Origin of the sequence: Serratia sp. TMDUHS_CL (genome assembly GCF_037137105.1) — a bacterium.
Lineage (GTDB): Bacteria > Pseudomonadota > Gammaproteobacteria > Enterobacterales > Enterobacteriaceae > Serratia > Serratia nevei.
Map to the genome: position 1 here is coordinate 34,108 of NZ_JBBBDV010000019.1, position 26,186 is coordinate 60,293.

Consider the following 26,186-nt stretch of genomic DNA (forward strand, 5'->3'; position numbering starts at 1 on the left):
AGCTGATTATTCGTCATCGTATTGTGGCCCCGCGTAGTTGTCGAAACGCGACCACTGGCCGTTAAAGGTAAGGCGCACGGTGCCGATCGGGCCGTTACGCTGCTTACCGATAATAATTTCCGCGATCCCTTTCAGATCGCTGTTCTCGTGATACACCTCATCACGATAGATGAACATAATCAGGTCAGCATCCTGCTCGATAGAGCCGGATTCACGCAGGTCGGAGTTGACCGGGCGCTTATCGGCGCGCTGCTCCAGGCTTCGGTTCAGCTGCGACAGCGCCACCACCGGCACCTGCAGCTCTTTCGCCAGCGCCTTCAGCGAGCGCGAAATCTCGGCGATCTCCAGCGTACGGTTGTCGGACAGGGCCGGCACGCGCATCAGCTGCAGGTAGTCGATCATGATGAGGCTAAGCCCGTCGTGCTCGCGGAAAATGCGCCGCGCGCGCGAGCGCACTTCGGTCGGCGTCAGGCCGGAGGAGTCGTCGATGTACATGTTGCGCTTCTCCAGCAGGATACCCATGGTGCTGGAAATGCGCGCCCAGTCCTCGTCGTCGAGCTGGCCGGTACGGATGCGCGTCTGATCCACGCGCGACAGCGACGCCAGCATACGCATCATGATCTGTTCGCCGGGCATCTCCAGGCTGAAGATCAGCACCGGTTTTTCCTGGGTCATCGCGGCGTTTTCGCACAGGTTCATGGCGAAGGTGGTTTTCCCCATCGATGGACGGGCGGCGACGATGATCAGATCGGACTTTTGCATGCCCGCAGTTTTCTTGTTGAGGTCCTGATAGCCGGTATCGACCCCGGTCACGCCGTCGTGCGGCTGCTGATACAGCTGCTCGATACGCGATACGGTGTCTTCCAGGATGCGCTCGATGCCCTTCGGGCCTTCGTCTTTGCTGGCGCGGTTCTCGGCGATTTGGAACACGCGGGATTCCGCCAGATCGAGCAGGTCTTCGCTGCTGCGCCCCTGCGGATCGTAGCCGGCGTCGGCGATCTCGTTAGCCACCGAGATCATCTCACGCACCACCGCGCGCTCGCGCACAATGTCGGCGTAGGCGCCGATGTTGGCGGCGCTCGGGGTGTTTTTCGACAGCTCGGCCAGGTAGGCGAAGCCGCCGACCGAGTCCAGCTCGCCTTTCTGCTCCAGCGATTCGGACAGGGTGATGAGGTCGATAGGCTTGCTCATCTCCAGCAGACGCTGCATCTCGGTAAAGATCAGGCGATGCGGGCGGCTGAAGAAGTCGTTGGCGACCACGCGCTCCGCCACGTTGTCCCAGCGCTCGTTATCCAGCATCAAACCGCCCAACACCGACTGCTCGGCCTCCAGCGAGTGCGGCGGCATCTTCAGCCCTTCCATCTGACGATCTCTGGAACGCTCTCTGGTTTCGTCCGCGTTTGTTTTGTTGGTTGGTTTTTTTCCTGCCATGAAACGTAGTCTTTATCCGGTTGCGAATGAAGGATCTTGACGCGAGAGTATACGTGATTTTTGCGTCATAACCGATGCAAAAAAGGTATTGAATCCCGCACGGGTGAACTGGATCTCCGATACTAAAAAGAATAGGGTGAAATCAGACACTCAAACGAGGTAACGATATGGCCAAGCGCATTCAGTTTTCCGCCACCGGCGGGCCGGAAGTCTTGCAATACGTTGATTTTACACCGCTCGATCCCGCCGCCGGCGAAGTGCAGATCGAGAACAAGGCGATCGGCATCAACTACATCGACACCTATGTGCGCAGCGGGCTGTACGCCCCGGCGAGCCTGCCGAGCGGCCTCGGCACCGAGGCGGCCGGCGTGGTGGTCAAGGTTGGCGCCGGCGTCAGCGCGATCAAACCGGGCGACCGGGTGGTGTATGCGCAGTCATCGCTCGGCGCCTACAGCGAAGTCCACAACGTGCCGGAAGAAAAAGTGGCGCTGCTGCCGCACAACCTCAGCTTTGAGCAGGGCGCCGCTTCTTTCCTCAAAGGGTTGACGGTGCACTACCTGCTGCGCCAGACCCACGACGTGCAGCCGGGTGAAGTGTTCCTGTTCCATGCCGCCGCCGGCGGGGTTGGGCTGATCGCCTGCCAATGGGCCAAAGCGCTGGGCGCGCGCCTGATCGGCAGCGTCGGCTCCGACGAAAAGGCCGCGCTGGCGAAACAGGCCGGCGCCTGGGCCACCATCAACTACCACAAAGAGGATATCGCCCAGCGGGTGGCAGAACTGACGCACGGCGAGAAGGTCGGCGTGGTGTACGATTCGGTGGGGCAAAGCACCTGGCAGGCCTCGCTCAACAGCCTGAAACGGCGCGGCCTGATGGTCAGCTTCGGCAACGCCTCCGGCCCGGTGACCGGCGTCGATCTGGCGCTGCTGAATCAGAAGGGCTCACTGTACGTCACCCGCCCTTCCCTTAACGGCTACATCACCAACCGCGCCGAGCTGCAGTACGCCAGCAACGAGCTGTTCTCGCTGATCGGCAGCGGCGCCATTCGGGTGGAGGTGAAAGACGAGCAGAAATTTGCGCTGGCCGACGCCCAGCGGGCGCACCAAGTGCTGGAAAGCCGCGGCACCAGCGGCTCCAGCCTGCTGATCCCCTAATTGCCGCAAAAGAAAAGGGCTCCTTACGGAGCCCTTTCTGTTACTGCGTTTTGTAGGGGTAGAGCAGAGTCCGCCAGAGACAGGGGGTTGCTTCAGCAACACGAATTTTGGTTGTCTCTCACGGTGATGAAATCGGTCGCATCACTGCATCGACAAACATCCTAACAGCCCCGTCCGGCAAAAAACACGCTTTATGTGCCACATCGCGCGGCAAAACTGCCAAGCTGTGATCGCTGCCGCATTAGCGGGGCGGCAAGTTGTGCAAGTTTCATCGCGACTGACTGATTATTCAGCAAAAAATCAGTAACGTCTGGCCTGCGGTTTCTGCATCGACCGGTAAATCCATACCCCGACGACCGCCAAAATCAGCCACGGCAGCAGCTTGATGACCACCGCGAACAACCCGCCCAACAGCATGAACGCCGCCGCCACCAACAGCGCAGCGAAGATCCCCAGCAGCGAGATGCCGGTCACCATCAGCATCACCACAAAGCCAATGAGAAAGAAGATTTCCAACATGATTGCTCCTTTGCAATACAACGTATCTGCTGAGGGAATTACAAGAAGCGTGCCAGAATGGCGGAAGGGCTAACCTATTGAAAAGATGGGGCAGGCATCCGGCAACGCGCCGAATGCCTGGCGAAAAAGACTAACTGTTAGTCAAAATTTTTGTGGGTTACGCCATTTCCACACGCGGCTGACGCACCAGCGCCAGCGCCTGCTCCACCACCCGCGCATCGGCGCCCGGCTTGTGGGCGTTCTCGCTCAGGTGGCGACGCCACTGGCGCGCGCCCGGCACGCCCTGGAACAAACCGAGGATGTGGCGGGTGATGTGGCCGAGATAGGTGCCGTTGGACAGCTCGCGCTCGATGTACGGATACAGCGCTTCGACGATCGCCACGCTGTCCGGCACTGCGGTCTGCGCGCCGAACAGTTCGCTGTCGACCCGTGCCAGAATGCCCGGATTCTGGTACGCCTCGCGCCCCATCATCACGCCGTCCAGATGCTGCAGATGCTGCTGCGCCTCTTCCAGCGTTTTCACCCCGCCGTTGATGGCGATGGTCAGCGCCGGGAAATCCCGCTTCAGCTGATAAACGCGCGGGTAGTCCAGCGGCGGCACTTCGCGGTTCTCTTTCGGGCTGAGGCCGGAGAGCCAGGCCTTGCGCGCGTGGATGGTGAACATGTCGCACTCGCCGCGCCCGGCGACGGTTTGGATAAAGTCGCACAGGAAGGCATAGCTGTCCTGATCGTCGATGCCGATGCGGGTCTTCACCGTCACCGGGATCGACACCACGTCGCGCATCGCCTTGATGCAGTCGGCGACCAGCGTCGCCTGCCCCATCAAACAGGCACCGAACATGCCGTTTTGCACGCGATCGGACGGGCAGCCGACGTTGAGGTTAATCTCGTCGTAACCGCGCTGCTCCGCCAGTTTGGCGCAGTGCGCCAACGCGGCCGGATCGCTGCCGCCCAGCTGCAGCGCCACCGGATGCTCTTCTTCGCTGTAGGCCAGGTAGTCGCCCTTGCCGTGAATGATCGCGCCGGTGGTCACCATTTCGGTGTACAGCAGCGTTTCCTTGGTCAGCAGGCGGTGGAAGTAACGGCAATGACGATCGGTCCAGTCGAGCATCGGCGCGATGGAGAAACGATTGGCGGCGTAGGTTGGGGCGTGGTTGTCTTTCGTCATGCTGAGTTACTGGCTACCTGAGTCTGTCTGGGTTTAACGAACGGCGCGCGGCCGCAAACGGCTATTATAACGGCAATCGGCGCCGTTGGGAAAATCGCCTTCGTTTCCCCCCTATTCCAACGTGCGGATAACCCGGCACGGCTGCCCCAGCGCCAGCACATTGGCCGGGATGTCGCCGGTCACGATGCTGCCCGCGCCGATAGTCGTGCCGTCGCCGATGGTCACTCCCGGCAAGATCACCACGTTACCGCCGATCCATACGTTGCTGCCGATGGACACCGGCTGCGCCGAGGTGCGGAAAGGAAAGGCCGGGTCGCCGGTAAAGCGTTCGCCGGCCTTCAGCGGGTGGCTCGGCGTGTAGATTTGCACGCTGGGGCCGATCAGCGTGTTGTCGCCGATGGTGATGGTATTGCAGTCGAGGAACACCGCATTGGCGTTGATAAAACAGTTTTTACCGATGCGGACATGTTGCCCGTAGTCGCACCAGAACGGCGTTTCGATCCAGCTCGCCTCACCCCAGGCACCGAACAGTTCGCCGAGCAGGCGGTTTTTCTCGTCCGCCTGATGCGAATCCAGCGTCCCCAGGCTTTTGGTCAACGCCCTGGCCCGATGGTACATCGCAATCAGTTCTTCATCGCGGCTGTTGTACTCCAGGCCGCTTAACAGCTTCTCTCTTTCCGTCATCACACAAGGCTCCTGTTCGTCACGCGGGTGAAGCGCGTTATACCGCTCTCGCCAGCGGCTCTCCAGCGCTAAAATCGGCAACGTTGATTTGCCGCCCGGTGGAGGGAAAAAGTTGTGATGCATCTCTCTTTTAGCGCACTCAGCGCGCCTTTCCCTGCGCAATCCTCAGGGGAAAAGGGGGCAACTCTCGGCGATTCGCCGTAATCATGGTAAAATCGGCTTTTTTACGTACCGGGATATTTGCGATGAACTCAACCACCCAGGAAAAGCTGCTGGCGCAGGCGGAACGCCTCTGCCAACAACGCAATGTGCGATTGACGCCGCAACGGCTGGAAGTGCTGCGTCTGATGACTCAGCAACCCGGTGCAATCAGCGCTTATGACCTGCTCGATCTGCTGCGCGTCGCCGAACCGCAGGCCAAGCCGCCGACGGTCTATCGCGCGCTGGATTTTCTGCTGGAGCAAGGGTTTATCCATAGAGTGGAATCCGCCAACAGCTACGTGCTGTGCCACCACTTCGAACAGCCGATGCACACGTCCGCACTGTTTATCTGCGACCGCTGCGGCCAGGTGACCGAACGCACTACCGAAGGCGTAGAGGAAACGCTGCAGAAGCTGGCGCAGGAGGCCGGATTTGCGCTGCGTCACAGCGTGGTGGAAGCGCACGGCCTGTGCGCCGGCTGCGTGGAGGTTGAGGCGTGCGACAGCAAGCATGACTGCGCCGAACACGATCACAGCATCGCCATCAAGAAGAAGTAAGACGAAGTCAGGTACCTCCCTGTACCTGCGGCCGGGACGCCAGAGGATGAGAGCGACGCCGGCCTGCGCTGGGCAAGCCGCCTTCAATGGCGGCCCTGCAAATTACCAGCGGTGTTTGGTGTGATCTTCCCAGGCTTTCACCTCTTTCTCGGCCGCCTCTTTCTGGTAACCGTAGCGCTCCTGGATTTTACCGACCAGCTGTTCGCGTTTCCCTTCGATGACCGTCAGATCGTCATCGGTCAGCTTGCCCCATTTTTCCTTCACTTTGCCTTTAAGCTGCTTCCAGTTACCGTCGGCTTGATCTTTATTCATAGTCTCTCCGTTAACCTGTGGTGAATCAGTGATCCCTGTCGCCGGCCGGGGTTAACCAGAAATTTTTCTGGCCGATACGCCCTTCACCTTAAGGAATATCGCTCCCATTCATTCGCCAGCCACATGATTCATTCTAGTTAAACATGGAAATAAAAAAGCCATATGACAGAATAAAAAACCATTAAGAAATGAAATAAACATAAAAAACGCCAATAAACAACGAACTAAGCCGGGCAAAACCAGGCTGAAAACATGTAAGCAAATATGAATAAAAACATAAGAAAAATCAATAATTAACCCAACAAAGCGCGCGGTTTAGCGTGCGGCAAACCAGCTGCCGCGCACCTGATGGCGGTGCCAAATCCAGCCCAGTGCCAGACCGCGCAGCGCCAGAAACACCGCCAGCGCCAGCCAGAGCCCGTGGTTGCCAAGCAGCGGCACGCTGAACAGCGCCAGACCGTATCCCGCCGCAGCCACCGCCATGCTGTTGCGCATCTCGGCACCGCGCGTGGCGCCGATAAACATGCCGTCCAGCAAATAGCACCACACCCCGACCAGCGGCAGGATGACCTGCCACGGTAAATAGTGGGCGGCCAACGCACGCAGCTCCGGCAAGGAGGTCAACGCCGCCACGATCTGCTGGCCGGTAACGGCATACGCCAGGGCGAAGGCCAGCGCGACCAGCCCTGCCTGCTTGCAGGCCGCGTGCCACACCTTGCGCAGCTGGCTGTCGTCCCGGGCACCGTAGGCGTGGCCCGAATGGGCTTCCACCGCATAAGCGAAGCCGTCGAGCGCATAGGCGGTGAACGTCAGCAGATTCATCAATACCGCGTTGACCGCCACCACGTCGCTTCCCAGGCGAGCGCCGAAGATGGTCAGCGATGCAAAGCACAGCTGCAGCAGCAATGAACGCAACATGATGTCGCGGTTAAGCGCCAGCAGCCGACGCAGATCGCCACGCCAGGCCTGGCGCAGCATCGGCAGGGTGATACCGCGCAGGCGCATCACCCGCCACGCCAGCCACAGGCCGAGCAGCAGCGTGGCGTATTCGGCGATGGCGGTTGCCGCCGCCGCCCCTCGCACGTTCCAGCCCAGGCCCATCACCAGCCAGATATCCAGCACGATGTTCAGCAGGTTGCCGACGATCAGCAGGATCACCGGCGCACGCACATACTGCACGCCGAGCAGCCAGCCCAGCAGCACCAGATTAGCCAGCGCCGCCGGCGCGCTCAGCCAACGAATCTCAAGAAAACGCCGCGCCTGTTCCAGCACCTCGCCATTGCCACCGACGATCCGCAGCGCCAGTTCGATCAGCGGATAGCGCAACAGGACGATCGCCACCCCGGCCAGCAGCGCCAGCAGAAGCGGCTGCATAAAGGCGCGCGCCAGCGCCTGCGGGTTCTGTGCCCCCAGCGCCTGCGCCGCCAGGCCGGTGGTGCTCATGCGCAGGAACAACAGCAGCATGAACAGGAAGCTGGTCGCCACCGCGCCGATCGCGACGCCCCCCAGGTAGATCGGGCTGTCGAGGTGGCCGATCACCGCGGTGTCCACCAGCCCGAGCAGCGGTACGGTGATATTGGAGAAAATCATCGGCAGAGCCAGGCGCCACAGGGCTTTATCGGTGTCGCTGGTGAAGGCGGAAATCAAGCGCATGATGAGATGTTCCCGTAGCAGTGGCGAAGGGCAAGGTCAGAAACAAAAACGCCCCAGAACAGGGGCGATTGATACAAGAGGCGGCACTGAGAGTGCGACGATTAAATCCAGTCACCGTTGCGGATCACGCCGACCGCCAGCCCTTCGATAGTGAAATTCTGCTGGCGCAGATCGACCACGATCGGTTGGAATTCGTTGTTCTCCGGCAGCAGCTCGACCACGTTGCCGTGTTTTTTCAGGCGCTTGACCGTCACTTCGTCTTCGATGCGCGCCACCACGACCTGGCCGTTGCGCACGTCTTGCGTTTTGTGCACCGCCAGCAGATCGCCGTCCAGAATGCCGATGTCGCGCATCGACATGCCGTTCACCCGCAGCAGGAAATCGGCGCTCGGTTTAAACAGGGAAGGATCCACCTGGTAGTGCCCTTCGATGTGCTGCTGCGCCAGCAGCGGCTCGCCGGCGGCGACGCGGCCAATCAGCGGCAGCCCTTCTTCTTCTTCCATCAACAGGCGGATACCGCGCGAGGCACCGGAGACGATTTCTATCACGCCTTTGCGTGCCAGCGCCTTCAGGTGTTCTTCGGCGGCGTTAGGCGAGCGGAACCCCAGACGCATCGCGATCTCGGCACGCGTTGGCGGCATGCCCGTTTGCGAAATATGATCGCGAATCAGATCGTAGACCTCTTGCTGTCTGGTAGTTAGTGCTTTCATTCCGCCCCCTGTTTGTTTATACAGTCTTGCTGTGAGTATATACAGGTAAGCGCGGATTGGGAACCGAAGAATAAATAAAAATCAGTCAGTAGGCGCCTTTCGTCAGCCAAAATGCTGCCATAAGACCGTGCCCCAAACGAACAGCGCCAGCACGATCGCCAGCGACACCGCCGCCGATCCCATGTCCTTGGCCCGGCCGGACAGTTCGTGATGTTCGCTGCCGATGCGATCCACCACCGCCTCGATCGCGCTGTTCAGGATCTCGACGATCATCACCAGCGCTACCGATCCGATCAATAAAATGCGCGCTATCGCACCCACATCCAGCCAGACAGCCAGTATGATAGCCAGCAGGGTGACCACCAGTTCCTGGCGGAAAGCCGCTTCGTGCTGCCAGGCGGCGGAAAGCCCTTTATAGGAATAGCCGGCGGCCTTGATGATGCGGGTCAGTCCGGTTGCTTGGTTTGCCATGTTTTCGTGCCTTTCTCAGAGGTCGGTCATAATAAAAAGAGTCTAGAACAGTCCGCGCTGACGGCTCTCGGTTTTCGAACACCACAGATCTGCTACCCGGTTTCTGGTATGCTTGCGGCGCATTGCTAACAAGAGGCTTCACGTTGTTTATGTCAGGTTGGCGTAAAATTTATTATAAAATATTGAATTTACCACTTAAATTGTTGGTAAGAAGTAAGGTCATCCCTTCAGATCCGGTTACCGAGTTAGGGTTGGATCCCTCACGGCCGATTTTGTATGTTTTACCTTACAATTCCAAGGCGGATTTGCTGACGCTGCGCACCCAGTGCCTGGCGCAGGATCTGCCCGATCCGCTCAACTCGCTGGAGATCGACGGCACCGTGCTGCCGAGCTACGTGTTCATTCACGACGGCCCGCGCGTGTTCCGCTACTACACCCCGAAAGAAGAGTCGGTAAAGCTGTTCCACGACTATCTGGATCTGCACCGCAGCAATCCGGATCTCGACATTCAGATGCTGCCGGTTTCGGTGATGTTCGGCCGCTCGCCGGGCCGCGAAGGCCACGGCACGCCGCACCTGCGTCTGTTGAACGGCGTGCAGAAATTCTTCGCCGTGCTGTGGCTCGGCCGCGACAGCTTCGTGCGTTTCTCCAACACCGTTTCGCTGCGCCGCATGGCCACCGAGCACGGCACGGATAAAACCATCGCGCAGAAACTGGCGCGCGTGGCACGCATGCACTTCTCGCGTCAGCGCCTGGCCGCGGTAGGCCCGAGCCTGCCGGCCCGTCAGGATCTGTTCAACAAGCTGTTGGCGTCCAAAGCGATCGAAAAAGCGGTCGAGGACGAAGCGCGCAGCAAGAAGATCTCGCACGAGAAGGCCCAACAGAACGCCATCGCGCTGATGGAAGAGATCGCCGCCGATTTCTCCTACGAAACCGTGCGCCTGTCCGACCGCGTGCTGAGCTGGACCTGGAACCGGCTGTATCAGGGCATCAACGTCACCAACGCCGAACGCGTGCGCCAGCTGGCGCAGGACGGCCACGAGATCGTCTACGTGCCCTGCCACCGCAGCCACATGGATTATCTGCTGCTGTCCTACGTGCTGTATCACCAGGGCCTGGTGCCGCCGCACATCGCCGCCGGCATCAACCTCAACTTCTGGCCGGCGGGTCCGATCTTCCGCCGCCTGGGCGCGTTCTTCATCCGCCGCACCTTCAAGGGCAACAAGCTCTACTCGACGGTGTTCCGCGAATACCTCGGCGAGCTGTTCACCCGCGGTTACTCGGTGGAATACTTCGTGGAAGGCGGCCGTTCCCGCACCGGGCGTCTGCTGGAGCCGAAGACCGGCACCCTGTCGATGACCATTCAGGCGATGCTGCGCGGCGGTGCCCGTCCGATCACGCTGGTGCCGATCTACATCGGCTACGAGCACGTGATGGAAGTGGGCACCTATGCCAAAGAGCTGCGTGGCGCCACCAAGGAAAAAGAGAGCCTGTTGCAGATGCTGCGCGGCCTGCGCAAGCTGCGCAATCTGGGCCAGGGTTATGTCAACTTTGGCGAGCCGCTGCCGTTGACCGCTTACCTCAACCAGCACGTGCCGCAGTGGCGCGAGTCTATCGATCCGATCGAGGCTCAGCGCCCAAGCTGGCTGACGCCGACGGTCAACGATCTGGCCGGCCAGATCATGGTGCGCATCAACAACGCCGCCGCGGCCAACGCCATGAACCTGTGCTCCACCGCGCTGCTGGCCTCGCGCCAGCGTTCGCTGACCCGCGAACAATTGCTCGAGCAGCTCGAGTGCTACCTGCAGCTGATGCGCAACGCGCCTTACGCGCATGACGTCACCGTACCGACGCAAACGCCGGACGAGCTGCTGGATCACGCGCTGAACATGAACAAGTTCGAGGTGGAAAAGGACAACATCGGCGACATCATCATCCTGCCGCGCGAGCAGGCGGTGCTGATGACCTATTACCGCAACAACATCCACCACCTGCTGGTGCTGCCGTCTCTGATCGCCAGCATCGTGATGCATCATCGCCGGGTATCGCGCGCCGAACTGCTGCGTCAAATCGGCATGATCTACCCGATGCTGAAAGCCGAGCTGTTCCTGCATAACGACAAGGAACAGCTGCCGGAGGTGCTGCAGCCGGTGATCGACGAGCTGATCCGCCAACAGCTGATCTGCGACAAAGGCGACGAGCTGGTGCTGAACCCGGCGCGCATTCGCCCGCTGCAGCTGCTGGCCGCCGGGGTGCGCGAAACCCTGCAACGCTACGCCATCACCATGTCGATCCTCAGCGCCAACCCGAGCATCAACCGCGGCGCGCTGGAGAAAGAGAGCCGCATCATGGCGCAGCGTCTGTCGGTGCTGCACGGCATCAACGCGCCGGAGTTCTTCGACAAGGCGGTGTTCTCCACCCTGGTGGCGACGCTGCGCGAAGAAGGCTATATCAACGATAGCGGGGATGCGATCCGCGAGCACACCCTTGAGGTGTACAACATGCTGAGCGATCTGATCACGCCGGAAATCAAGCTGACCATCGAAAGCGTCAACATGCCGGCAGAGACCAACGCCCTGCCGCAAGCCGACGCGGAAGAAGAGCAGGACGAGTGATGTCGTCCGGCACCGAAACACAAAAGGCACCCCCTGGGGTGCCTTTTTTCTTGCTTTGCGAAACCGTTACGCCGGCAGATAGCTCAGCGCGATGCCGATAAATACCACCAAACCGACATAGTTGTTCTGCAGGAAGGCCTTGAAGCAGGCTTCGCGCTCGCGGCCGGCGATCTGTTTTTGCTGGTGAATGAACAGCGCGCCCGCCAGCAACAGCGACCAGTAAAACGCCCCGCCGAGCTGCGCCAGATAACCGACCCACACCAGCAGCAGCAGCGTCGCGAACTGCAGCAGCCCGACGATCAGCTTGTCATAACGGCCGAACAGGATAGCGGTGGATTTGATGCCGATCTTCAAGTCATCGTCGCGATCGACCATCGCATACAGCGTGTCGTAGGCCACCGTCCAGCAGATGTTGGCCAGCAGCAGCAGCCAGCAGCTGAGCGGCAGCGATTCGCTGACCGCCGCATACCCCATCGGAATGCCCCAGCCGAACGCGGCGCCCAGCACGAACTGCGGCAGGTTGGTCACCCGCTTCATGAACGGATACACCCAGGCCAGCGCCAGCGCCGCCAGCGACAGCCAGATGGTCATCGCATTGAGCGTCAACACCAGGCAGAACGAGATCAGCACCAGCACCGCAAACAGCACCTTGGCCTCTTTCGCGCTCACCCGACCGCTCGGCATCGGCCGCCCGGCGGTGCGTTTCACGTAGCCGTCCACCGCGCGATCGGCGTAGTCATTCACCACGCAGCCGGCGGCGCGCATCAGGAACACGCCGAGCACGAACACCAGCAAAATCGACAGCGGCGGCACGCCTTTCCCGGCCAGCCACAGCGCCCACAGCGTCGGCCACAGCAGCAACAGCGTGCCGATCGGTTTATCAATGCGCATCAAATGGCTGTAAGCCCGCCATTTACTTTGAGTCACGCTTCCCTCCAAGGTCTTGCTCTCCTCTCTTATGCAGGAACCGCTGAATACAGCGGCGAAGCCGGTAAAAACAATTCGGTCAGCAACAGCGGTTTGCCCGCCAGCCGCAGCCGTGAACGGCGCGCCCACAGCGCATCCTGTCGGCCGATATGGATATAGTCGCGGGTCAGATTGCCGCTGCTGAACAGGTAGCGCCCCAGCGGCAGCGTGCCCAGATCCACCAGCGCCTGGTCGGGGCCGGTCAGCGTATTTTCCGGGATCACCGTGCGCCCCAGCAGCCAGGGCTGGTCGTCGCCCAGCAGCACCACTTCGCGCAGCCAGTAGCGCGGGCTGTCGGGCAGGTGGTTCGCCTCGTCGCCCAGCGCCTCGCGCGTGACGAAGCATTCGCGCTGCGGTTCGACGCGCACCTGGGCGCAATGGCGTTCAAATCGGCGGGTCATGGAGCCTAACTCCATCAGCCAGTCGCTGACGGCGGCGGGCGCCGGAGGATCCTGTTCGGACAACCACTCCAGCGGCGGCAGGATGGAATCCCTGATGCCAGACATTGCTTTACTCCTCGCCTGAACCGCGGCCGGTACGGCGCGCCAGACGATACAAACTGTTAACAGGCCCCCATTGTAGCGCAGAAATACGAAAGCGGCAGGCTGATTCGTGGCGAAAACGGCGGTGGCTTCCGCCGGAAAAACCGGGCTTCTGTCATCTTTTTGCCATCCGCGTTCTCTATCTTCGTTCCCCGGCACGATGACGATTCTGTGATCGCCTGCAAAGTTTCATCTTTGTCGCGTTGTTTTATCTACGCGCGTAGATACTCTGACACCGCAGCGTTGAATCGCCATGCGTCCGACATCATTGGTCGGCACACCTTTGTTGCCGGCACCAGGGAAACCATCTTTAACCGCGCCCCTCCAGGTGCAGAACAAAAGAGGATAGCACTGCCATGAGCGAAACAACGCTTGCCCCTTCACAGACCGCCGACGCCGCGCTGGCGGCCGATGAACGCCTGGCGACCAAAGAGGGGCGCAGCCAATTTTGGCGCGCCACCTTCTCCTGCTGGCTCGGCACCGCGATGGAATACGTCGATTTTGCGCTGTACGGCCTGGCGGCCGGCATGGTGTTCGGCGACGTGTTCTTCCCCGAGGCCACGCCGCTGGTCGCCCTGCTGGCCAGCTTCGCCACCTACTCCGTCGGCTTCGTCGCACGGCCGATCGGTGCGCTGGTGTTCGGCTGGATCGGCGATCGCAAAGGCCGCCGCGTGGTGCTGATCACCACCGTGGCGCTGATGGGCCTCTCCACCACGCTGATCGGCCTGATCCCGTCCTATGCGCAAATCGGCGTCTGGGCACCCACCTGCCTGGTGATCCTGCGCTTCGCGCAGGGGTTCGGCGCCGGTGCGGAACTGTCCGGCGGCGCGGTGATGCTGGCGGAATACGCGCCGGCCAAGCGGCGCGGGCTGGTGGCGTCGATCATCGCCATCGGCTCCAACAGCGGCACCCTGCTGGCGTCGCTGGTGTGGCTGCTGGTGCTGCAGCTCGACAAGGAAGACCTGATGAGCTGGGGCTGGCGCATTCCGTTCCTCGCCAGCATTCTGATCGCCGGCGTGGCGCTGTACCTGCGCCGCCACGTGCGGGAAACGCCGGTCTTCGAGCGCGAGCTGCAGCAAAACCACCAGCGCATGCTGGACGCCGCCCAGGCCGCACCGGATACGCGCAGCTACCTGCAGCGCACCAAGGCGTTCTGGGTGATGCTCGGCCTGCGCATCGGCGAAAACGGCCCTTCCTACCTGTGCCAGGGCTTTATCGTCGGCTACGTCGCGAAGGTGCTGATGGTCGATAAATCGGTGCCGGCGCTGGCGGTGCTGATCGCCTCGCTGTGTGGTTTTCTGGTGATCCCGCTGGCCGGCTGGCTGTCCGATCGCTTCGGCCGCCGCGTCACCTACCGGTGGTTCTGCCTGCTGCTGGTGCTGTACGCCTTCCCGGCGTTCTGGCTGCTCGACAGCCGTGAACCGGCGATCGTCATCTCGGTGATCGTGGTCGGCATGTGCATCGCGTCGCTGGGGATCTTCGGCGTGCAGGCTGCCTACGGCGTCGAACTGTTCGGCGTGAAGAACCGCTACTCCAAAATGGCGTTCGCCAAGGAGCTCGGTTCAATCCTCTCCGGCGGTACTGCGCCGCTGATCGCCACCGCACTGCTGTCCGGTTTCGGTCACTGGTGGCCTGTCGCCTGCTATTTTGTTGTAATGGCGGCCATCGGCTTAATCACCACCTTCTTTGCTCCCGAAACCCGCGGCCGCGATCTCAACCTGCCGCAGGATGCCGCGTAGCGAGAAGGCGAACAGGATCCCAATTTGGATAATCACTCCGCGCGACGCGTTACCCGCGCCGACGTGGCCCGCCTAGCGGGCACCTCCGTCGCCGTGGTCAGCTATGTGATCAACAACGGCCCGCGCCCGGTGGCGGAAGCCACCCGGCTGCGCGTGCTGGCGGCGATCGAGCAGACCGGCTACCGGCCGAACGACATCGCGCGGGCGCTGGCCTCCGGCAGCACACAAACCTACGGGCTGGTGGTGCCGGATATTTCCAACCCGTTCTTCGCCACCCTGGCGCGGGCGCTGCAGCAGGAAGCCTTCAGCCGCGGCCGCGTGCTGCTGCTGGGCGATGCCGGCGACGATCGTCAGCGCGAGTATGAACTTATCAACAACCTGCTGCGCCGCCAGGTCGACGGCCTGCTGTACACCAGCGTCGATCGCCATCCGTGGTTCGATCTGATCCGCGCTTCCGGCACGCCCTGCGTAATGATAGACACCATCGACAGCCAGGCCGGCGTCTGCGCCATTCGCGTCGACGAGCGCGACGCCGCCTGCCAGGCAACCCGCCATCTGCTGCAACACGGCTACCGCGATATCGGCATTTTTATCGGCCCGCTGACCATGCTCAACGCGCAGGATCGCCTGAACGGCTGGCGCGATGCGCTGCTGGAGGCGGGCATCGCGCCACGCGACGAGTGGATTTTCGAAGTGCCCTACACCCGCCAAGGCGGTTACCAGGCCACCCAGCGCCTGGTGCAAGGCCCACGCCCGCGCGCCGTTTTCACCTCTAACGAGCAACAGGCGCTCGGCTGCCTGTCGGCGTTGGCGGAGCATGGGCTGCGCGCGCCGGACGATCTGGCGCTGATCTGTTTTAACGGCACGCAGCAATCCGAATTCAGCGTGCCGCCGCTCAGCGCGGTCGAGCAGCCGATCGACGCCATGGCCAAGCGGGCCATCGCCATGCTGGCCGCCGGTGCCTCGCCCGCCGAGCTGCATGAATTCGCTTTTCAACTGCGCATCCGCCGCTCCTGCGGCTGTTAGCGGTTTTTCAGGACACCTTATATATATGCGTTTAATCATTGATTGCGATCCCGGCAACGGCGTGCCCGGCGCCAACGTCGACGACGGCCTGGCGCTGGCCCTGGCGCTGGCGGCCAAACCGCAGCTGCAGCTGGAGCTGATCAGCATCGTGGCTGGCAACACCCCGCGAGAAGTGGGCTTCGCCGTCGCCACCGATCTGCTGGCGCAGAGCGGCTATCAGGTGCCGGTCGCCCTCGGCGCGGCGCGCGCCCTGAGCGAGCCGCCGGAGCCGTGGCGCGCACATCTGGACCGCCCGATCGCCGATCCGAAGCTGGCGGCGCTGTGGCGTGACCTGCCCGCGCCCTCGCTGGCCAACGCGCCCGCACCGGACGCCGCCATCGCCATCGGCGAGCTGATCTGCCGGCATCCCGGCGAGATCACGCTGGCGGCGATCGGCCCGCTGACCAACGTTGCGCACGCCATGCAGCTTTACCCGCAGATGGCGCAGGCGGTGAAAGAGATTGTGATCATGGGGGGCGTATTCAACGTCGACGGGTACATCAAGGACACCAATTTCGGTTTGGATCCGGAAGCGGCGCGGCTGGTGTTGAACAGCGGCGCCACCATCACGCTGGCACCGCTGGATGTCACCACCCAGACCATGCTGACCCAGGCGGATCTGGCCGCGTTGACCCAGCCGGATACCCCGCTGTGCCGCTATTTACGCGCCACCACGCGGCCGTGGATCGACTATTCGCGCCATACGCGGCACCTGCCGGGCTGCTGGATCCATGATGCGTTAGTGATCGCCTGGCTGCTGGCGCCGCAGCTGGTCACCACCGAGATGTTCCATGTGGATGTGGCGCTGGAAGGGGCGTTGACGCGCGGCAGCTCACGCCGCTGGCGGCCGGACAGTCTGCGCCTGACGGTCAGCATGCCGCCGCCGCAGGGCAAGCCGGTGCGTGTCATGCAGCAGGTAGACAACGCCCGTCTGTTGGCGTTGATCGGCGCAACGCTGGCCCGCGGATGAAAAAAGGTGCGCCAAAGCGCACCAATCATCGAGCCAGCATCGGCAGCGCCGGGTGTTACCCCTTGCCTTTAACGCTGCTGATAAACGTTTTACGCGCGGTGGTCGAGCCCAGTTTCTCGGCCTCATTCATCAGTTTCAGCGCCTTGTCGATATCGCCCGCCTTCACCGCCTGTTTGATGCCGTTATTGAAGTAGCTTTCGGTATCGTTGAGCATCGGCTCCGCCGGTTTCTCCGGCGCCGGTGCCGGTGCCGCCACGGCGGCAGGGGCGGTCGAGCCCACCACCACCGGCGCCACGGTCGGCGCAGGCTGCAGCATGCCGATCATCACGTTGCCGGTGCCCTGTTCAGCGGTGACCTTAAGCTTCAGCGTGCCGGTCGTCGCGTGGCCGGCGATCGGATCCGGGATATCCGGTACCGCGTTGCCCACGCCCTGCGCATAGGCCTTGGCCGGGTTGGTCAACTGAGTGGTTTTCGCCAAGTCCTGGCGGGTGGTGTACACCAGCAGGTAAATCTGTTTTTGGCCGAGCGCCGGCGTCAGTTTCAGCGTGCCTTCGAGGCGATCGGAGGACATAGCCCCCGGCGGCTGATACGGGAAGTAGCTGCTCGGGTAATACGCCGCCGGGCGCAGATGCTCGTCCAGCACCAGCACGCTCGGCGCATAAAGCGAATTGTTTTTGGCAAGGCTGCTCAGCGTCACTTCCAGCGAACCGCGATCGGCCGGCAGCGTATAGGCGGCGATCGCCCCCTGAATCTCGCCCTGATTGAGCTGCGGGCTGACGGCGTCGAGCTTCACCTCTTGCGACACCGGCGGCTGCAGCGGCTGCCACGGCAGGCTTTGCAGCGTGGCGGCGCTGATGGCCGGCGCGACGGAAACGTTGGCCGGCGTCTCGGCGTTGGCCGCCAAAGGCGCGCCGACGGTCAGCGCCAGCGACAGGCAGAGTGACAGCAGATTCTTTTTCATCGTTATATCCTCTTTCAGCGCTGCGGCGGATCAGGCAAGAGATCCGGCCGCGGCGAATGCGGTTGGGGGAGAGCCGCTGGCCCTCCCCGCCCTGTCGTCGTTACCACCAAATTTCCATCTGGGCGCCGAAGGTGACTTCGTCATCCTTGCCGCGGCTGAAGGTATGCATGCTGGTGTCGTTGTAAGCGGTGCCGGCGTTATACCCGGTGTCGTCACCGGTGGCGTAGCCCCACTTCTCATCCCACTTGGCGTAGGTGGCGAACAGACGGATGGCCGGACGCGACCAGATGCTGTTGCCCGCCTGCCACTGCTGCGCCAGGGTCACTTTATACTGGCCGTTGCGATCGCCGGTGCGCTGGGATTTGACGTTGTCGTAGCCCGCTTCCAGCAGGGTGCTCATGATCGGCGTCCATTTGTACATCGGGCGCACGCCCACGGTGTACCAGGTGGTGCCGTTGTTGTTGTCGCGGTCGATGTCCTGGAACATGGCGACGTACATCAACGCCCATTGATCGTTGAAGTCGATGGCGCCGTGATCCAGCACGCGGATCATCTTGCCGTTGTTATCGATGGTGGCGCCTTCGTTGCGGCCGTTGTTCTGCGAGGTCATCGAGTCGGTGGCGTACTGCACCACAAACTTGTTGTAACCGTTCAGGATGCTTTGGGTGTGTTCTGCGGTGAACATCCAGCCGTCTTTGCTCGCGCCGTCGGCCAGGTGGTAGTGGTCCTGCGCATTGGCGCGGCCGTAGTCCACGCCCAGCTCCAGGGTGCCGCCCGGGTTCAGCTCCAGGCCGGCCAAGCGCACGTCGAAGGTGTCGTTGACGGTCGGACGCTGTTTCCATTCGTTATCCAGGTAGCCGTAAGAGCCGCCGGACTCCGAGTTGCGGGTCACGGCAGCGGAAAGCTTGCCGAAGCCCAGATCGATGTTTTCCAGACCGGCGCCCGGGCCGGAGATATCCCAGTAGTAGAAGTCGATCATGTGAACGTCATGACGCTGATAGAAGCGCTTACCGGCCCACAGCGTGGAGCCCGGCAGCCAGTCGATCAGGTTTTTACCCTGCACGTTGACTTCGCGGAAGCCCGGGGTCACGTCTTCCCAGTCGGAACGTTGCGAGACCGAATAGGCCAGGTTGGTGTCGAAGTAGAAGCTCTTGTCGCCTTCTTTCCACACTTCCTGCCCCAGTTTCAGCTCGGCGTAGGTTTCGCATTCGTTGCCGAGACGGTATTTGCTCGCGGCGCCGGTGGCCTTGAAGCACTGTTGCTCACCGCCGCTGCCGGTCCAGCCGATGCCGGAACGGGCGTAACCGTGGAAATCCACGGCCAGCGCCTGGGTAGAGAGAACACCGGCGGCGACAGCCAGTGCCAGAGGAAGTTTGCGCAGAGTAGTCATCATTATTCTCCTGTTATACCGACTTTGATGCTTTAAACGCCCGGCTCCTGGTGCAGCCGTTTACATGCCGTACCGTCTTCACGGAACAGGTGGCAGCGGTGAGGCGGCAGGCCGATGGCGAATGTGGCACCTTCTTCTACCAGCACCACGTCATTCTGGCGGTACACCAGGTTTTGACGGATAGCCGGGATTTGGATGTGGATTTGCGTCTCGTTGCCGAGTTGCTCCACCACCTGTACGTCGCCGGTAAGCCGCACTTCAGAGGCTTCGCCGGGCAGCAGATGTTCAGGGCGAATGCCCAGTGACAGGTTGGCGCCGGGCTGAACGCCCGCGCCTTCCACCGGCAGCCAGACCAGCTGGCGGTTGGGCAGCTCGACCTGCACCTGTTGCGGCTGCGCCGCGGTCACCTTGACCGGCAGGAAGTTCATCTTCGGCGAGCCGATAAACCCGGCGACGAAGCGGTTGGCCGGGTAGTGGTACAGTTCCAGCGGCTTGCCAACCTGCGCCACGCGACCGGCGTCGAGCACCACGATCTTGTCGGCCAGCGTCATCGCTTCGACCTGATCGTGGGTGACGTAAATCATGGTGCGCTGCAGGCGCTTGTGCAGACGGGAGATCTCGATGCGCATCTGCACCCGCAGCGCGGCGTCGAGGTTGGACAGCGGTTCGTCGAGCAGGAACACGTCTGGCTCAGCCACCAGCGTGCGGCCGATCGCCACGCGCTGACGCTGCCCGCCGGACAGCGCCTTCGGCCGCCGATCGAGCAGGTGCGCCAGCTGCAGCACCTCGGAGACCTGGTTCACCCGTTGATTGATTTCCGCTTTCCTGGCGCCGGCCAGCTTCAGGCCGAACGACATGTTGTCCGCCACTGACAGGTGCGGATACAGCGCATAGGATTGGAACACCATGCCGATGCCGCGCTCGGAAGGCGGCACCTCATTCATACGTTTCTCGCCGATCAGCAGCTCGCCGGAGGTGATGTCCTCCAGCCCGGCGATCATGCGCAGCAGCGTCGATTTACCGCAGCCCGACGGCCCGACAAACACCACAAACTCGCCGTCTTCGATGGTCAGATTGACGTCTTTGGAAATCACGGCCTCACCGAAGGCCTTATAAACGCTGCGCAGTGTGACGCTAGCCATGCGTTACTCCCCTGCTTTCGCAGTTAACATGTCGTGTGAAAATGGCGGAGGCAAAGCCCGCCAAAACCCATTGATGACCCTCTTGCTGCGCGCCGTGCTGCCATGCCAACGGCAAGGTCGCCTCAGACGGCGCGGCCGCCTGAGTATAAGGCTGCAGGTTTATCAGCGCTTCAAGGCATTGATCCTGATGGGTAATAAGTAAGCGCACCACGCCGTCTCGCTGGCTGACCGCGCTCAGCTCGCCGCGCTGGATGAGCGGCGAACGGCGCAGGGCCAACAGCGCCTGGCAGTAACGTAAGGTGGAGTGGCTGTCGTGCTGTTGGCGGCTGATGGCCAACGCGCGGTGTTCGATCGCCACCTGCTGATACCAGCTGATTTCGCCGGCGGTGACCTGTTCGGGGGCCTCATGCCACGGCATCGGCGTTTGCGCGCCGCGCGGATCCTGCAGGCCGGCGGCGTGCGGCAGCCCCAGCTCTTCGCCCTGATACAGGCAGATCGGCGCCGGCAACATCGCCAGCAGCGTCAGAAAGGCGGCGGCGGAGCGCAAATCGCCCTGCCCCCAGCGGCTGACCACTCGGGGCTGATCCGCGTCGCCGGTGCTCCACAGGCTGTCCGCCAACGAGGCGCGGCGGGCATGCAGCACCGCCACCAGCTTCTCCGCGCTGAACGGCATCACGTCCAGCGCCAATGCGCCGTGGGCGAACCGCTGCGGCGCGGCCGCATTGCGAACGCGGTTGGCTTCATCGGCGTACCACAGCGTCAGCCCTTCGCCCGTCACCGTCGCCTCGGTCTCCGGCGCCAGCGTCTGCGGCAGCAACAGGCCGTCGATCGACAGCGCTTTCAGGTACGGCAGCGCCGCCAGCATGCCGTGCGCGTCGCCCACGCCGTCCCCGTTTCCGTCACGGAAACTGGCCGGATGGATCCGGTACAGGGTGGGCTGGGTGGCGATAGGCATTGACGACATAAATCCGGTATCCCTGCTGCGCGTGGCGTTGAAAATCAATGGGCCGATAGTGCGGGAGTCGCCGGAAAGGGTAATCATCCGTAACAGGATTTTTCATGGGGGAGGAGACGGGAGGATGAGAGAACGACCACAGCGATGAGAAGTTCCGCGCTTAAGGCAAATCTGTGATCCGGCTGGCAAAAATCGCCCCCCTATTTTGTGCCTGACGCCACAGAATAGAGCGCAACGTTAACTGGATCACACTCCTCATCACAGGGGCGTAGAGGGGGGGAGGATGAGAATATGTCGCGTTGTGACCCACTATTACCGCGAAACGTCTCTCCTTGATTTATGTGCCCACAAAAAGAAGGACTGGATTATGACTCGCAGCATTACCCTCGCCCGCACGCTGGCGCTCTCGGCACTGGCCACCCTGGTGCTCTCTTCTTCCGCCTTCGCCAAGATCGAGGAAGGTAAACTGGTCATCTGGATCAACGGCGACAAGGGCTATAACGGCCTGGCCGAAGTCGGCAAGAAATTCGAAAAAGACACCGGCATCAAGGTCACCGTCGAGCACCCGGACAAGCTGGAAGAAAAATACCCGCAGGTGGCCGCCACCGGCGACGGCCCGGACATCATCTTCTGGGCCCACGACCGTTTCGGCGGCTATGCGCAGTCCGGCCTGCTGGCCGAAATCCACCCGTCCAAAGCCTTCCAGGACAAGCTGTTCCCGTTCACCTGGGACGCCGTGCGCTATGACGGCAAGCTAATCGGCTACCCGATCGCCGTCGAAGCGCTGTCGCTGATTTACAACAAAGACCTGGTCAAACAGCCGCCGAAGACCTGGGAAGAGATCCCGGCGCTGGACAAGCAGCTGCGCGCCAGCGGCAAAAGCGCCATCATGTGGAACCTGCAGGAACCCTACTTCACCTGGCCTATCATCGCCGCCGACGGCGGTTATGCCTTCAAGTATGAAAACGGCAAATACAACATCAAGGATGTCGGCGTCGCCAATGCCGGTTCGCAGGCCGGTCTGCAGTTCATCGTCGATCTGGTGAAAAACAAGCACATCAACGCCGATACCGACTACTCGATCGCCGAAGCCGCGTTCAACAAAGGCCAGACCGCGATGACCATCAACGGGCCGTGGGCCTGGAACAACATCGAGCAGAGCAAAATCAACTACGGCGTGACGCTGCTGCCAACCTTCAAAGGCAAACCGTCCAAGCCGTTCGTCGGCGTGCTAACCGCCGGCATCAACGCCGCCAGCCCGAATAAAGAGCTGGCGACCGAGTTCCTCGAGAACTACCTGCTGACCAACGAAGGGCTGGCGGACGTCAACAAAGACAAGCCGCTGGGCGCGGTGGCGCTGAAGTCCTATCAGGAAGCGCTGGCCAAAGATCCGAAGATAGCGGCCACCATGCAGAACTCGCAAAACGGGGAAATCATGCCGAACATCCCGCAGATGAGCGCCTTCTGGTACGCCGAACGCAGCGCGGTGATCAACGCCGTCAGCGGCCGTCAGACGGTGAAAGCCGCGCTGGACGACGTGCAGACCCGTATCACCAAGTAACGACGTCGTGCGGGATTAACATCCCCGAAATAATTGGAGTTACACCGCGACGGCAAGTACGCACATCCCCGGGAGCATAGATAACTATGTGACCGGGGTGAGCGGACGCAGCCAACAAAGGTGTAGCTTCAAGTATGAAGGGGACAAGTGCCCCGCCGTTGCTTCACAGAAAGGAACGCCCTATGCAATTCGCTCACGCCGGGACGCCTGCGCGTAAAAAATCGAAGTGGTGGCAAAGCGACGCGCTGAAATGGCTGGTGGTCGGCCTGTTCAGCCTGGTGACCTGCTACCTGATTGTGTTGATGTATGCACAGGGTGAATACCTGTTCGCCATCCTGACGCTGATCCTGGTCAGCGCCGGGCTTTACGTCTTCGCCAACCGCCGCGCCTATGCCTGGCGCTATGTGTATCCCGGCGTCGCCGGCATGGGGCTGTTCGTCCTGTTCCCGCTGATCTGCACCATCGCCATCGCCTTTACCAACTACAGCAGCACCAACCAGCTGACTTTTGAACGCGCGCAATCGGTGCTGATGCAGCGCCAATTCCAGAGCGGCAACACCTTTACCTTCGGCCTCTACCCGGCGGAAAACCAGCAGTGGCGCCTGCAGCTGACGCCACCGGACAGCGAACAGCCGCTGATTTCCGAACCTTTCCGCCTCGACGCCGCCGCGCCGCAAACCCTGAAGCTGACGGCGCAGAGCGCCGCGCCGCAGGGCGAACGCGCCACGCTGCGGGTGATCACCCAGAACCGGCAAGCGCTGAGCCAACTGGTGGCGCAACTGCCCGACGGCGGGGAATTGCGCATGAGCTCCCTGCGCCAGTTCTCCGGCACCCGCCCGCTGTATGCGCTGGACAAAGACGGCAGCACGCTGACCAATAACCAGACTCAGGTGCGCTACCGGCCGAACGGCGACACCGGCTTCTATCAGGCGATCAACGCCGACGGCGGCTGGGCGCAGGAAACACTGAGCCCAGGCTATACCGTCACCACCGGCTGGAAAAACTTCCTGCGGGTGCTGCAGGACGAGGGCATCAAGAAACCGTTCGTGTCTATCTTCATCTGGACCATCGTGTTCTCGGTGATGACGGTGATCCTCACCGTGGCGGTCGGCATGGTGTTGGCCTGCGTGGTGCAGTGGGAGGCGCTGAAAGGCAAGGCGATCTACCGCGTGCTGCTGATCCTGCCCTATGCGGTGCCGTCATTCATCTCGATCCTGATCTTCAAAGGTTTGTTCAACCAGAGCTTCGGCGAGATCAACATGATGCTCAGCCATCTGTTCGGCATCAAACCGGCCTGGTTCAGCGATCCGCTCACCGCCAAGAGCATGATCCTGATCGTCAACACCTGGCTCGGCTACCCGTACATGATGATCCTGTGCATGGGGCTGCTGAAGGCCATCCCGGACGATCTGTACGAGGCCTCGGCGATGGACGGCGCCAACCCGTGGCAAAACTTCTTCCGCATCACCTTACCGCTGCTGATCAAGCCGCTGACGCCGCTGATGATCGCCAGCTTCGCCTTCAACTTTAACAACTTCGTGCTGATCCAGCTGCTGACCAACGGCGGCCCGGACATGATCGGCACCACTACGCCGGCCGGCTATACCGATCTGCTGGTCAGCTACACCTACCGCATCGCCTTCGAAGGCGGCGGCGGGCAAGACTTCGGGCTGGCGGCCGCCATCGCCACGCTGATCTTCCTGTTGGTGGGCGCGCTGGCGATCCTGAATTTGAAAGCCAGCAAGATGAACTTCGATTAGGGAGAATAACGATGGCCATGGTTCAACCCAAGTCCCAGCGCCTGCGCCTGTGGATCACCCATATTTTGATGCTGTGTTTTATCGCCCTGATCATGTTCCCGCTGCTGATGGTGATCGCCATCTCGCTGCGCTCCGGCAACTTCGCCACCGGCAGCCTGATACCGGAAACCCTCTCCTGGGATCACTGGCGGCTGGCGCTCGGCTTCAGCGTCACCCACGCCGACGGCAGCGTGACGCCGCCGCCGTTCCCGGTGCTGCTGTGGCTGTGGAACTCCATCAAGATAGCGGCGATCACCGCCATCGGCATCGTGACGCTATCCACCACCTGCGCCTACGCCTTCGCCCGCATGCGTTTTCGCGGCAAGAGCACGCTGCTGAAGAGCATGCTGATATTCCAGATGTTCCCGGCGGTGCTGTCGCTGGTGGCGCTGTATGCGCTGTTCGATCGCCTGGGCCAGTACATTCCGTTTATCGGCCTGAACACCCACGGCGGCGTGATCTTCGCCTACATGGGCGGCATCGCGCTGCACGTCTGGACCATCAAGGGCTATTTCGAAACCATCGACAACTCGCTGGAAGAGGCGGCGGCGCTGGACGGCGCCACGCCGTGGCAGGCATTCCGTCTGGTGCTGCTGCCGCTGTCGGTGCCGATTCTGGCGGTGGTGTTCATTCTGTCGTTTATCGCCGCCATCACCGAAGTGCCAGTAGCGTCGCTGCTGCTGCGCGATGTGAACAGCTACACGCTGGCGGTGGGGATGCAGCAATATCTCAACCCGCAGAACTACCTGTGGGGCGACTTCGCCGCCGCCGCGGTGCTGTCGGCGATACCGATTACCGCCGTGTTCCTGCTGGCGCAGCGCTGGCTGGTGGGCGGCCTGACGGCCGGCGGCGTGAAGGGGTAATTTGTGCCACTGCAGTGCGTTTGATGTCTTTCCTTATCTTTTACCCTATGGATTTCGAGTTACAGCGAGTGCAGTCAACAACGCTGTAGCTTGAAAGACGACGGGTAATTATATCCTGTGTCTTTGGCGGCCATTGGCCGCCATTTTTATCTCCGCTATTCCCGTTTCAGCCGATCGGTGTTGGCCAGATAGAGCGTCACCACCAGCACCAATATCGCCGCGGCGTAGATCAGGGTATCGATGGGATTCTTGTGGTCCACGATAATCAAACGAATAATCGCGGTAATGCCGATATAAATAAAATAGCGCAGCGGGAAATGATAACCCGACTCAAAATACTTGACGATCAAGGCGATAAATTCAAAGTACAAAAAATAAATCACGATGCCTTCAATCAACAGGTATGAAGAAGACTCTTCGTTGTTGATAAATAACACCTTCGCCAGGTGGAGGGTCTCCTTGACCAGAAACACCACCAGAATTGCCGCCAGCAGCAGCAAACCTACGTTCAGTACCCGCTGCAGCCCTTTCGCTATCATGATCGAACGCGACGTTTTTGCCATAAAACCTCTCTCTGAATACCGCTAATATGATTCAACCGTGCCAATATAGGCATTGTCTTAAAAATTATGCCCCGCGCGAAAGCACTTTAAACCCCATTTAATTCATAAAGTTATAATAAGATGTTTCTGGCTTATAGATTTGTAGCAAATCGAAATGTCAACTATCATGGGTCACAGAGATCTTTACATAAAACTAAT

The 26,186-nt window shown here is 61.2% G+C and carries 24 protein-coding genes; 9 read left to right on the plus strand and 15 right to left on the minus strand.

Going from position 1 to position 26,186, the window contains the following annotated elements; all coding sequences use genetic code 11:
* Positions 1–6: 6 nt before the first annotated feature.
* Positions 7–1,431 carry a replicative DNA helicase gene (gene dnaB / locus WCL58_RS24170; protein ID WP_025160134.1) on the minus strand — a complete coding sequence of 475 codons (1,425 nt, stop codon included), beginning with the start codon at positions 1,429–1,431 and terminating at the stop codon, positions 7–9.
* 167 nt (positions 1,432–1,598) lie between these two features.
* Between dnaB and WCL58_RS24175 the strand changes: the two genes are divergently transcribed.
* Positions 1,599–2,582 carry a quinone oxidoreductase gene (locus tag WCL58_RS24175; protein ID WP_060425029.1) on the plus strand — a complete coding sequence of 328 codons (984 nt, stop codon included), beginning with the start codon at positions 1,599–1,601 and terminating at the stop codon, positions 2,580–2,582.
* 300 nt (positions 2,583–2,882) lie between these two features.
* Here WCL58_RS24175 and pspG read toward each other — a convergent pair whose 3' ends face one another.
* The 3 genes from pspG to WCL58_RS24190 all read right to left on the minus strand — a co-directional run bounded on the left by pspG (position 2,883) and on the right by WCL58_RS24190 (position 4,953).
* Complete coding sequence (gene pspG / locus WCL58_RS24180; RefSeq protein WP_025304448.1) at positions 2,883–3,101, minus strand: envelope stress response protein PspG; 219 nt, start codon at positions 3,099–3,101, stop codon at positions 2,883–2,885.
* Positions 3,102–3,258: 157 nt separating this feature from the next.
* Positions 3,259–4,269 (minus strand): tRNA dihydrouridine(20/20a) synthase DusA, encoded by a 1,011-nt coding sequence (gene dusA, locus WCL58_RS24185; protein ID WP_019453217.1) that lies wholly within the window; start codon positions 4,267–4,269, stop codon positions 3,259–3,261.
* A 111-nt stretch (positions 4,270–4,380) separates the two neighbouring features.
* Positions 4,381–4,953, minus strand: a complete 573-nt coding sequence (locus WCL58_RS24190; protein ID WP_102985346.1) for a sugar O-acetyltransferase — start codon at positions 4,951–4,953, stop codon at positions 4,381–4,383.
* A gap of 245 nt (positions 4,954–5,198) precedes the next feature.
* Here WCL58_RS24190 and zur point away from each other — a divergent pair, with 245 nt between their 5' ends.
* On the plus strand, positions 5,199–5,711 hold the full coding sequence (gene zur / locus WCL58_RS24195) for a zinc uptake transcriptional repressor Zur (RefSeq protein ID WP_015379223.1): 513 nt from the start codon (positions 5,199–5,201) through the stop codon (positions 5,709–5,711).
* A gap of 102 nt (positions 5,712–5,813) precedes the next feature.
* On the opposite strand, the gene WCL58_RS24200 is transcribed toward zur, so the two are convergent.
* The 4 genes from WCL58_RS24200 to WCL58_RS24215 form a co-directional block, all read right to left on the minus strand.
* Positions 5,814–6,023 (minus strand): CsbD family protein, encoded by a 210-nt coding sequence (locus tag WCL58_RS24200; protein WP_004936743.1) that lies wholly within the window; start codon positions 6,021–6,023, stop codon positions 5,814–5,816.
* Positions 6,024–6,338: 315 nt separating this feature from the next.
* Positions 6,339–7,676: an MATE family efflux transporter DinF gene (gene dinF, locus WCL58_RS24205; protein ID WP_336851705.1), complete on the minus strand. Its 1,338-nt coding sequence runs from the start codon at positions 7,674–7,676 to the stop codon at positions 6,339–6,341.
* A gap of 101 nt (positions 7,677–7,777) precedes the next feature.
* Positions 7,778–8,386 (minus strand): transcriptional repressor LexA, encoded by a 609-nt coding sequence (gene lexA / locus WCL58_RS24210; protein WP_025160136.1) that lies wholly within the window; start codon positions 8,384–8,386, stop codon positions 7,778–7,780.
* Between the two features lie 102 nt (positions 8,387–8,488).
* Positions 8,489–8,857, minus strand: a complete 369-nt coding sequence (locus WCL58_RS24215) for a diacylglycerol kinase (protein ID WP_015379225.1) — start codon at positions 8,855–8,857, stop codon at positions 8,489–8,491.
* A 149-nt stretch (positions 8,858–9,006) separates the two neighbouring features.
* Between WCL58_RS24215 and plsB the strand changes: the two genes are divergently transcribed.
* Positions 9,007–11,472, plus strand: coding sequence for a glycerol-3-phosphate 1-O-acyltransferase PlsB (gene plsB, locus WCL58_RS24220; protein WP_336851706.1), 2,466 nt, complete (start codon positions 9,007–9,009; stop codon positions 11,470–11,472).
* Positions 11,473–11,538: 66 nt separating this feature from the next.
* Here plsB and ubiA read toward each other — a convergent pair whose 3' ends face one another.
* Together ubiA and ubiC are read right to left on the minus strand one after the other, a co-directional pair.
* Positions 11,539–12,411, minus strand: a complete 873-nt coding sequence (gene ubiA, locus WCL58_RS24225) for a 4-hydroxybenzoate octaprenyltransferase (RefSeq protein WP_049201503.1) — start codon at positions 12,409–12,411, stop codon at positions 11,539–11,541.
* A gap of 17 nt (positions 12,412–12,428) precedes the next feature.
* Entirely contained in the window at positions 12,429–12,944 is a 516-nt protein-coding gene (gene ubiC, locus WCL58_RS24230) for a chorismate lyase (protein WP_336851707.1), read from the minus strand.
* Between the two features lie 392 nt (positions 12,945–13,336).
* Between ubiC and WCL58_RS24235 the strand changes: the two genes are divergently transcribed.
* From WCL58_RS24235 to WCL58_RS24245, 3 genes are read left to right on the plus strand one after another with little or no spacing between them, the layout of a single operon-like run.
* Positions 13,337–14,719, plus strand: coding sequence for an MFS transporter (locus WCL58_RS24235; RefSeq protein ID WP_336851708.1), 1,383 nt, complete (start codon positions 13,337–13,339; stop codon positions 14,717–14,719).
* A gap of 24 nt (positions 14,720–14,743) precedes the next feature.
* Positions 14,744–15,745: a LacI family DNA-binding transcriptional regulator gene (locus WCL58_RS24240; RefSeq protein WP_336851709.1), complete on the plus strand. Its 1,002-nt coding sequence runs from the start codon at positions 14,744–14,746 to the stop codon at positions 15,743–15,745.
* A 25-nt stretch (positions 15,746–15,770) separates the two neighbouring features.
* On the plus strand, positions 15,771–16,754 hold the full coding sequence (locus WCL58_RS24245) for a nucleoside hydrolase (RefSeq protein ID WP_336851710.1): 984 nt from the start codon (positions 15,771–15,773) through the stop codon (positions 16,752–16,754).
* A 55-nt stretch (positions 16,755–16,809) separates the two neighbouring features.
* Here the strand turns inward: WCL58_RS24245 and malM are convergent, their stop codons facing one another.
* The 4 genes from malM to WCL58_RS24265 all read right to left on the minus strand — a co-directional run bounded on the left by malM (position 16,810) and on the right by WCL58_RS24265 (position 21,211).
* Positions 16,810–17,715: a maltose operon protein MalM gene (malM, locus tag WCL58_RS24250; protein WP_038874335.1), complete on the minus strand. Its 906-nt coding sequence runs from the start codon at positions 17,713–17,715 to the stop codon at positions 16,810–16,812.
* A gap of 100 nt (positions 17,716–17,815) precedes the next feature.
* Positions 17,816–19,108 (minus strand): maltoporin, encoded by a 1,293-nt coding sequence (locus WCL58_RS24255; protein ID WP_049288181.1) that lies wholly within the window; start codon positions 19,106–19,108, stop codon positions 17,816–17,818.
* Positions 19,109–19,137: 29 nt separating this feature from the next.
* Positions 19,138–20,247, minus strand: a complete 1,110-nt coding sequence (gene malK / locus WCL58_RS24260) for a maltose/maltodextrin ABC transporter ATP-binding protein MalK (protein ID WP_038874339.1) — start codon at positions 20,245–20,247, stop codon at positions 19,138–19,140.
* Positions 20,240–21,211, minus strand: coding sequence for an alpha-amylase family glycosyl hydrolase (locus tag WCL58_RS24265; protein ID WP_060425181.1), 972 nt, complete (start codon positions 21,209–21,211; stop codon positions 20,240–20,242). Before WCL58_RS24265 ends, malK begins: the two co-directional genes overlap by 8 nt.
* A gap of 358 nt (positions 21,212–21,569) precedes the next feature.
* Here WCL58_RS24265 and malE point away from each other — a divergent pair, with 358 nt between their 5' ends.
* From malE to malG, 3 genes are all read left to right on the plus strand, one after another.
* Positions 21,570–22,763: a maltose/maltodextrin ABC transporter substrate-binding protein MalE gene (gene malE / locus WCL58_RS24270; protein ID WP_019453233.1), complete on the plus strand. Its 1,194-nt coding sequence runs from the start codon at positions 21,570–21,572 to the stop codon at positions 22,761–22,763.
* A 182-nt stretch (positions 22,764–22,945) separates the two neighbouring features.
* Positions 22,946–24,523 (plus strand): maltose ABC transporter permease MalF, encoded by a 1,578-nt coding sequence (gene malF / locus WCL58_RS24275; RefSeq protein ID WP_197757673.1) that lies wholly within the window; start codon positions 22,946–22,948, stop codon positions 24,521–24,523.
* A gap of 11 nt (positions 24,524–24,534) precedes the next feature.
* Entirely contained in the window at positions 24,535–25,425 is an 891-nt protein-coding gene (gene malG / locus WCL58_RS24280; protein WP_049273304.1) for a maltose ABC transporter permease MalG, read from the plus strand.
* Between the two features lie 155 nt (positions 25,426–25,580).
* On the opposite strand, the gene psiE is transcribed toward malG, so the two are convergent.
* The gene (psiE, locus tag WCL58_RS24285; RefSeq protein WP_004936694.1) at positions 25,581–25,988 is read right to left on the minus strand and encodes a phosphate-starvation-inducible protein PsiE; all 408 of its coding nucleotides are present in this window, start codon (positions 25,986–25,988) and stop codon (positions 25,581–25,583) included.
* Positions 25,989–26,186 lie beyond the last annotated feature (198 nt).

Bases quoted from the DNA above. Each gene is read 5' to 3' on its own strand.
- dnaB (WP_025160134.1), bottom strand. From the start codon at position 1,431: ATGGCAGGAAAAAAACCAACCAACAAAACAAACGCGGACGAAACCAGA.
- WCL58_RS24175 (WP_060425029.1), top strand. From the start codon at position 1,599: ATGGCCAAGCGCATTCAGTTTTCCGCCACCGGCGGGCCGGAAGTCTTG.
- pspG (WP_025304448.1), bottom strand. From the start codon at position 3,101: ATGTTGGAAATCTTCTTTCTCATTGGCTTTGTGGTGATGCTGATGGTG.
- dusA (WP_019453217.1), bottom strand. From the start codon at position 4,269: ATGACGAAAGACAACCACGCCCCAACCTACGCCGCCAATCGTTTCTCC.
- WCL58_RS24190 (WP_102985346.1), bottom strand. From the start codon at position 4,953: ATGACGGAAAGAGAGAAGCTGTTAAGCGGCCTGGAGTACAACAGCCGC.
- zur (WP_015379223.1), top strand. From the start codon at position 5,199: ATGAACTCAACCACCCAGGAAAAGCTGCTGGCGCAGGCGGAACGCCTC.
- WCL58_RS24200 (WP_004936743.1), bottom strand. From the start codon at position 6,023: ATGAATAAAGATCAAGCCGACGGTAACTGGAAGCAGCTTAAAGGCAAA.
- dinF (WP_336851705.1), bottom strand. From the start codon at position 7,676: ATGCGCTTGATTTCCGCCTTCACCAGCGACACCGATAAAGCCCTGTGG.
- lexA (WP_025160136.1), bottom strand. From the start codon at position 8,386: ATGAAAGCACTAACTACCAGACAGCAAGAGGTCTACGATCTGATTCGC.
- WCL58_RS24215 (WP_015379225.1), bottom strand. From the start codon at position 8,857: ATGGCAAACCAAGCAACCGGACTGACCCGCATCATCAAGGCCGCCGGC.
- plsB (WP_336851706.1), top strand. From the start codon at position 9,007: ATGTCAGGTTGGCGTAAAATTTATTATAAAATATTGAATTTACCACTT.
- ubiC (WP_336851707.1), bottom strand. From the start codon at position 12,944: ATGTCTGGCATCAGGGATTCCATCCTGCCGCCGCTGGAGTGGTTGTCC.
- WCL58_RS24235 (WP_336851708.1), top strand. From the start codon at position 13,337: ATGAGCGAAACAACGCTTGCCCCTTCACAGACCGCCGACGCCGCGCTG.
- WCL58_RS24245 (WP_336851710.1), top strand. From the start codon at position 15,771: ATGCGTTTAATCATTGATTGCGATCCCGGCAACGGCGTGCCCGGCGCC.
- malM (WP_038874335.1), bottom strand. From the start codon at position 17,715: ATGAAAAAGAATCTGCTGTCACTCTGCCTGTCGCTGGCGCTGACCGTC.
- WCL58_RS24255 (WP_049288181.1), bottom strand. From the start codon at position 19,108: ATGATGACTACTCTGCGCAAACTTCCTCTGGCACTGGCTGTCGCCGCC.
- malK (WP_038874339.1), bottom strand. From the start codon at position 20,247: ATGGCTAGCGTCACACTGCGCAGCGTTTATAAGGCCTTCGGTGAGGCC.
- WCL58_RS24265 (WP_060425181.1), bottom strand. From the start codon at position 21,211: ATGTCGTCAATGCCTATCGCCACCCAGCCCACCCTGTACCGGATCCAT.
- malE (WP_019453233.1), top strand. From the start codon at position 21,570: ATGACTCGCAGCATTACCCTCGCCCGCACGCTGGCGCTCTCGGCACTG.
- malF (WP_197757673.1), top strand. From the start codon at position 22,946: ATGCAATTCGCTCACGCCGGGACGCCTGCGCGTAAAAAATCGAAGTGG.
- malG (WP_049273304.1), top strand. From the start codon at position 24,535: ATGGCCATGGTTCAACCCAAGTCCCAGCGCCTGCGCCTGTGGATCACC.
- psiE (WP_004936694.1), bottom strand. From the start codon at position 25,988: ATGGCAAAAACGTCGCGTTCGATCATGATAGCGAAAGGGCTGCAGCGG.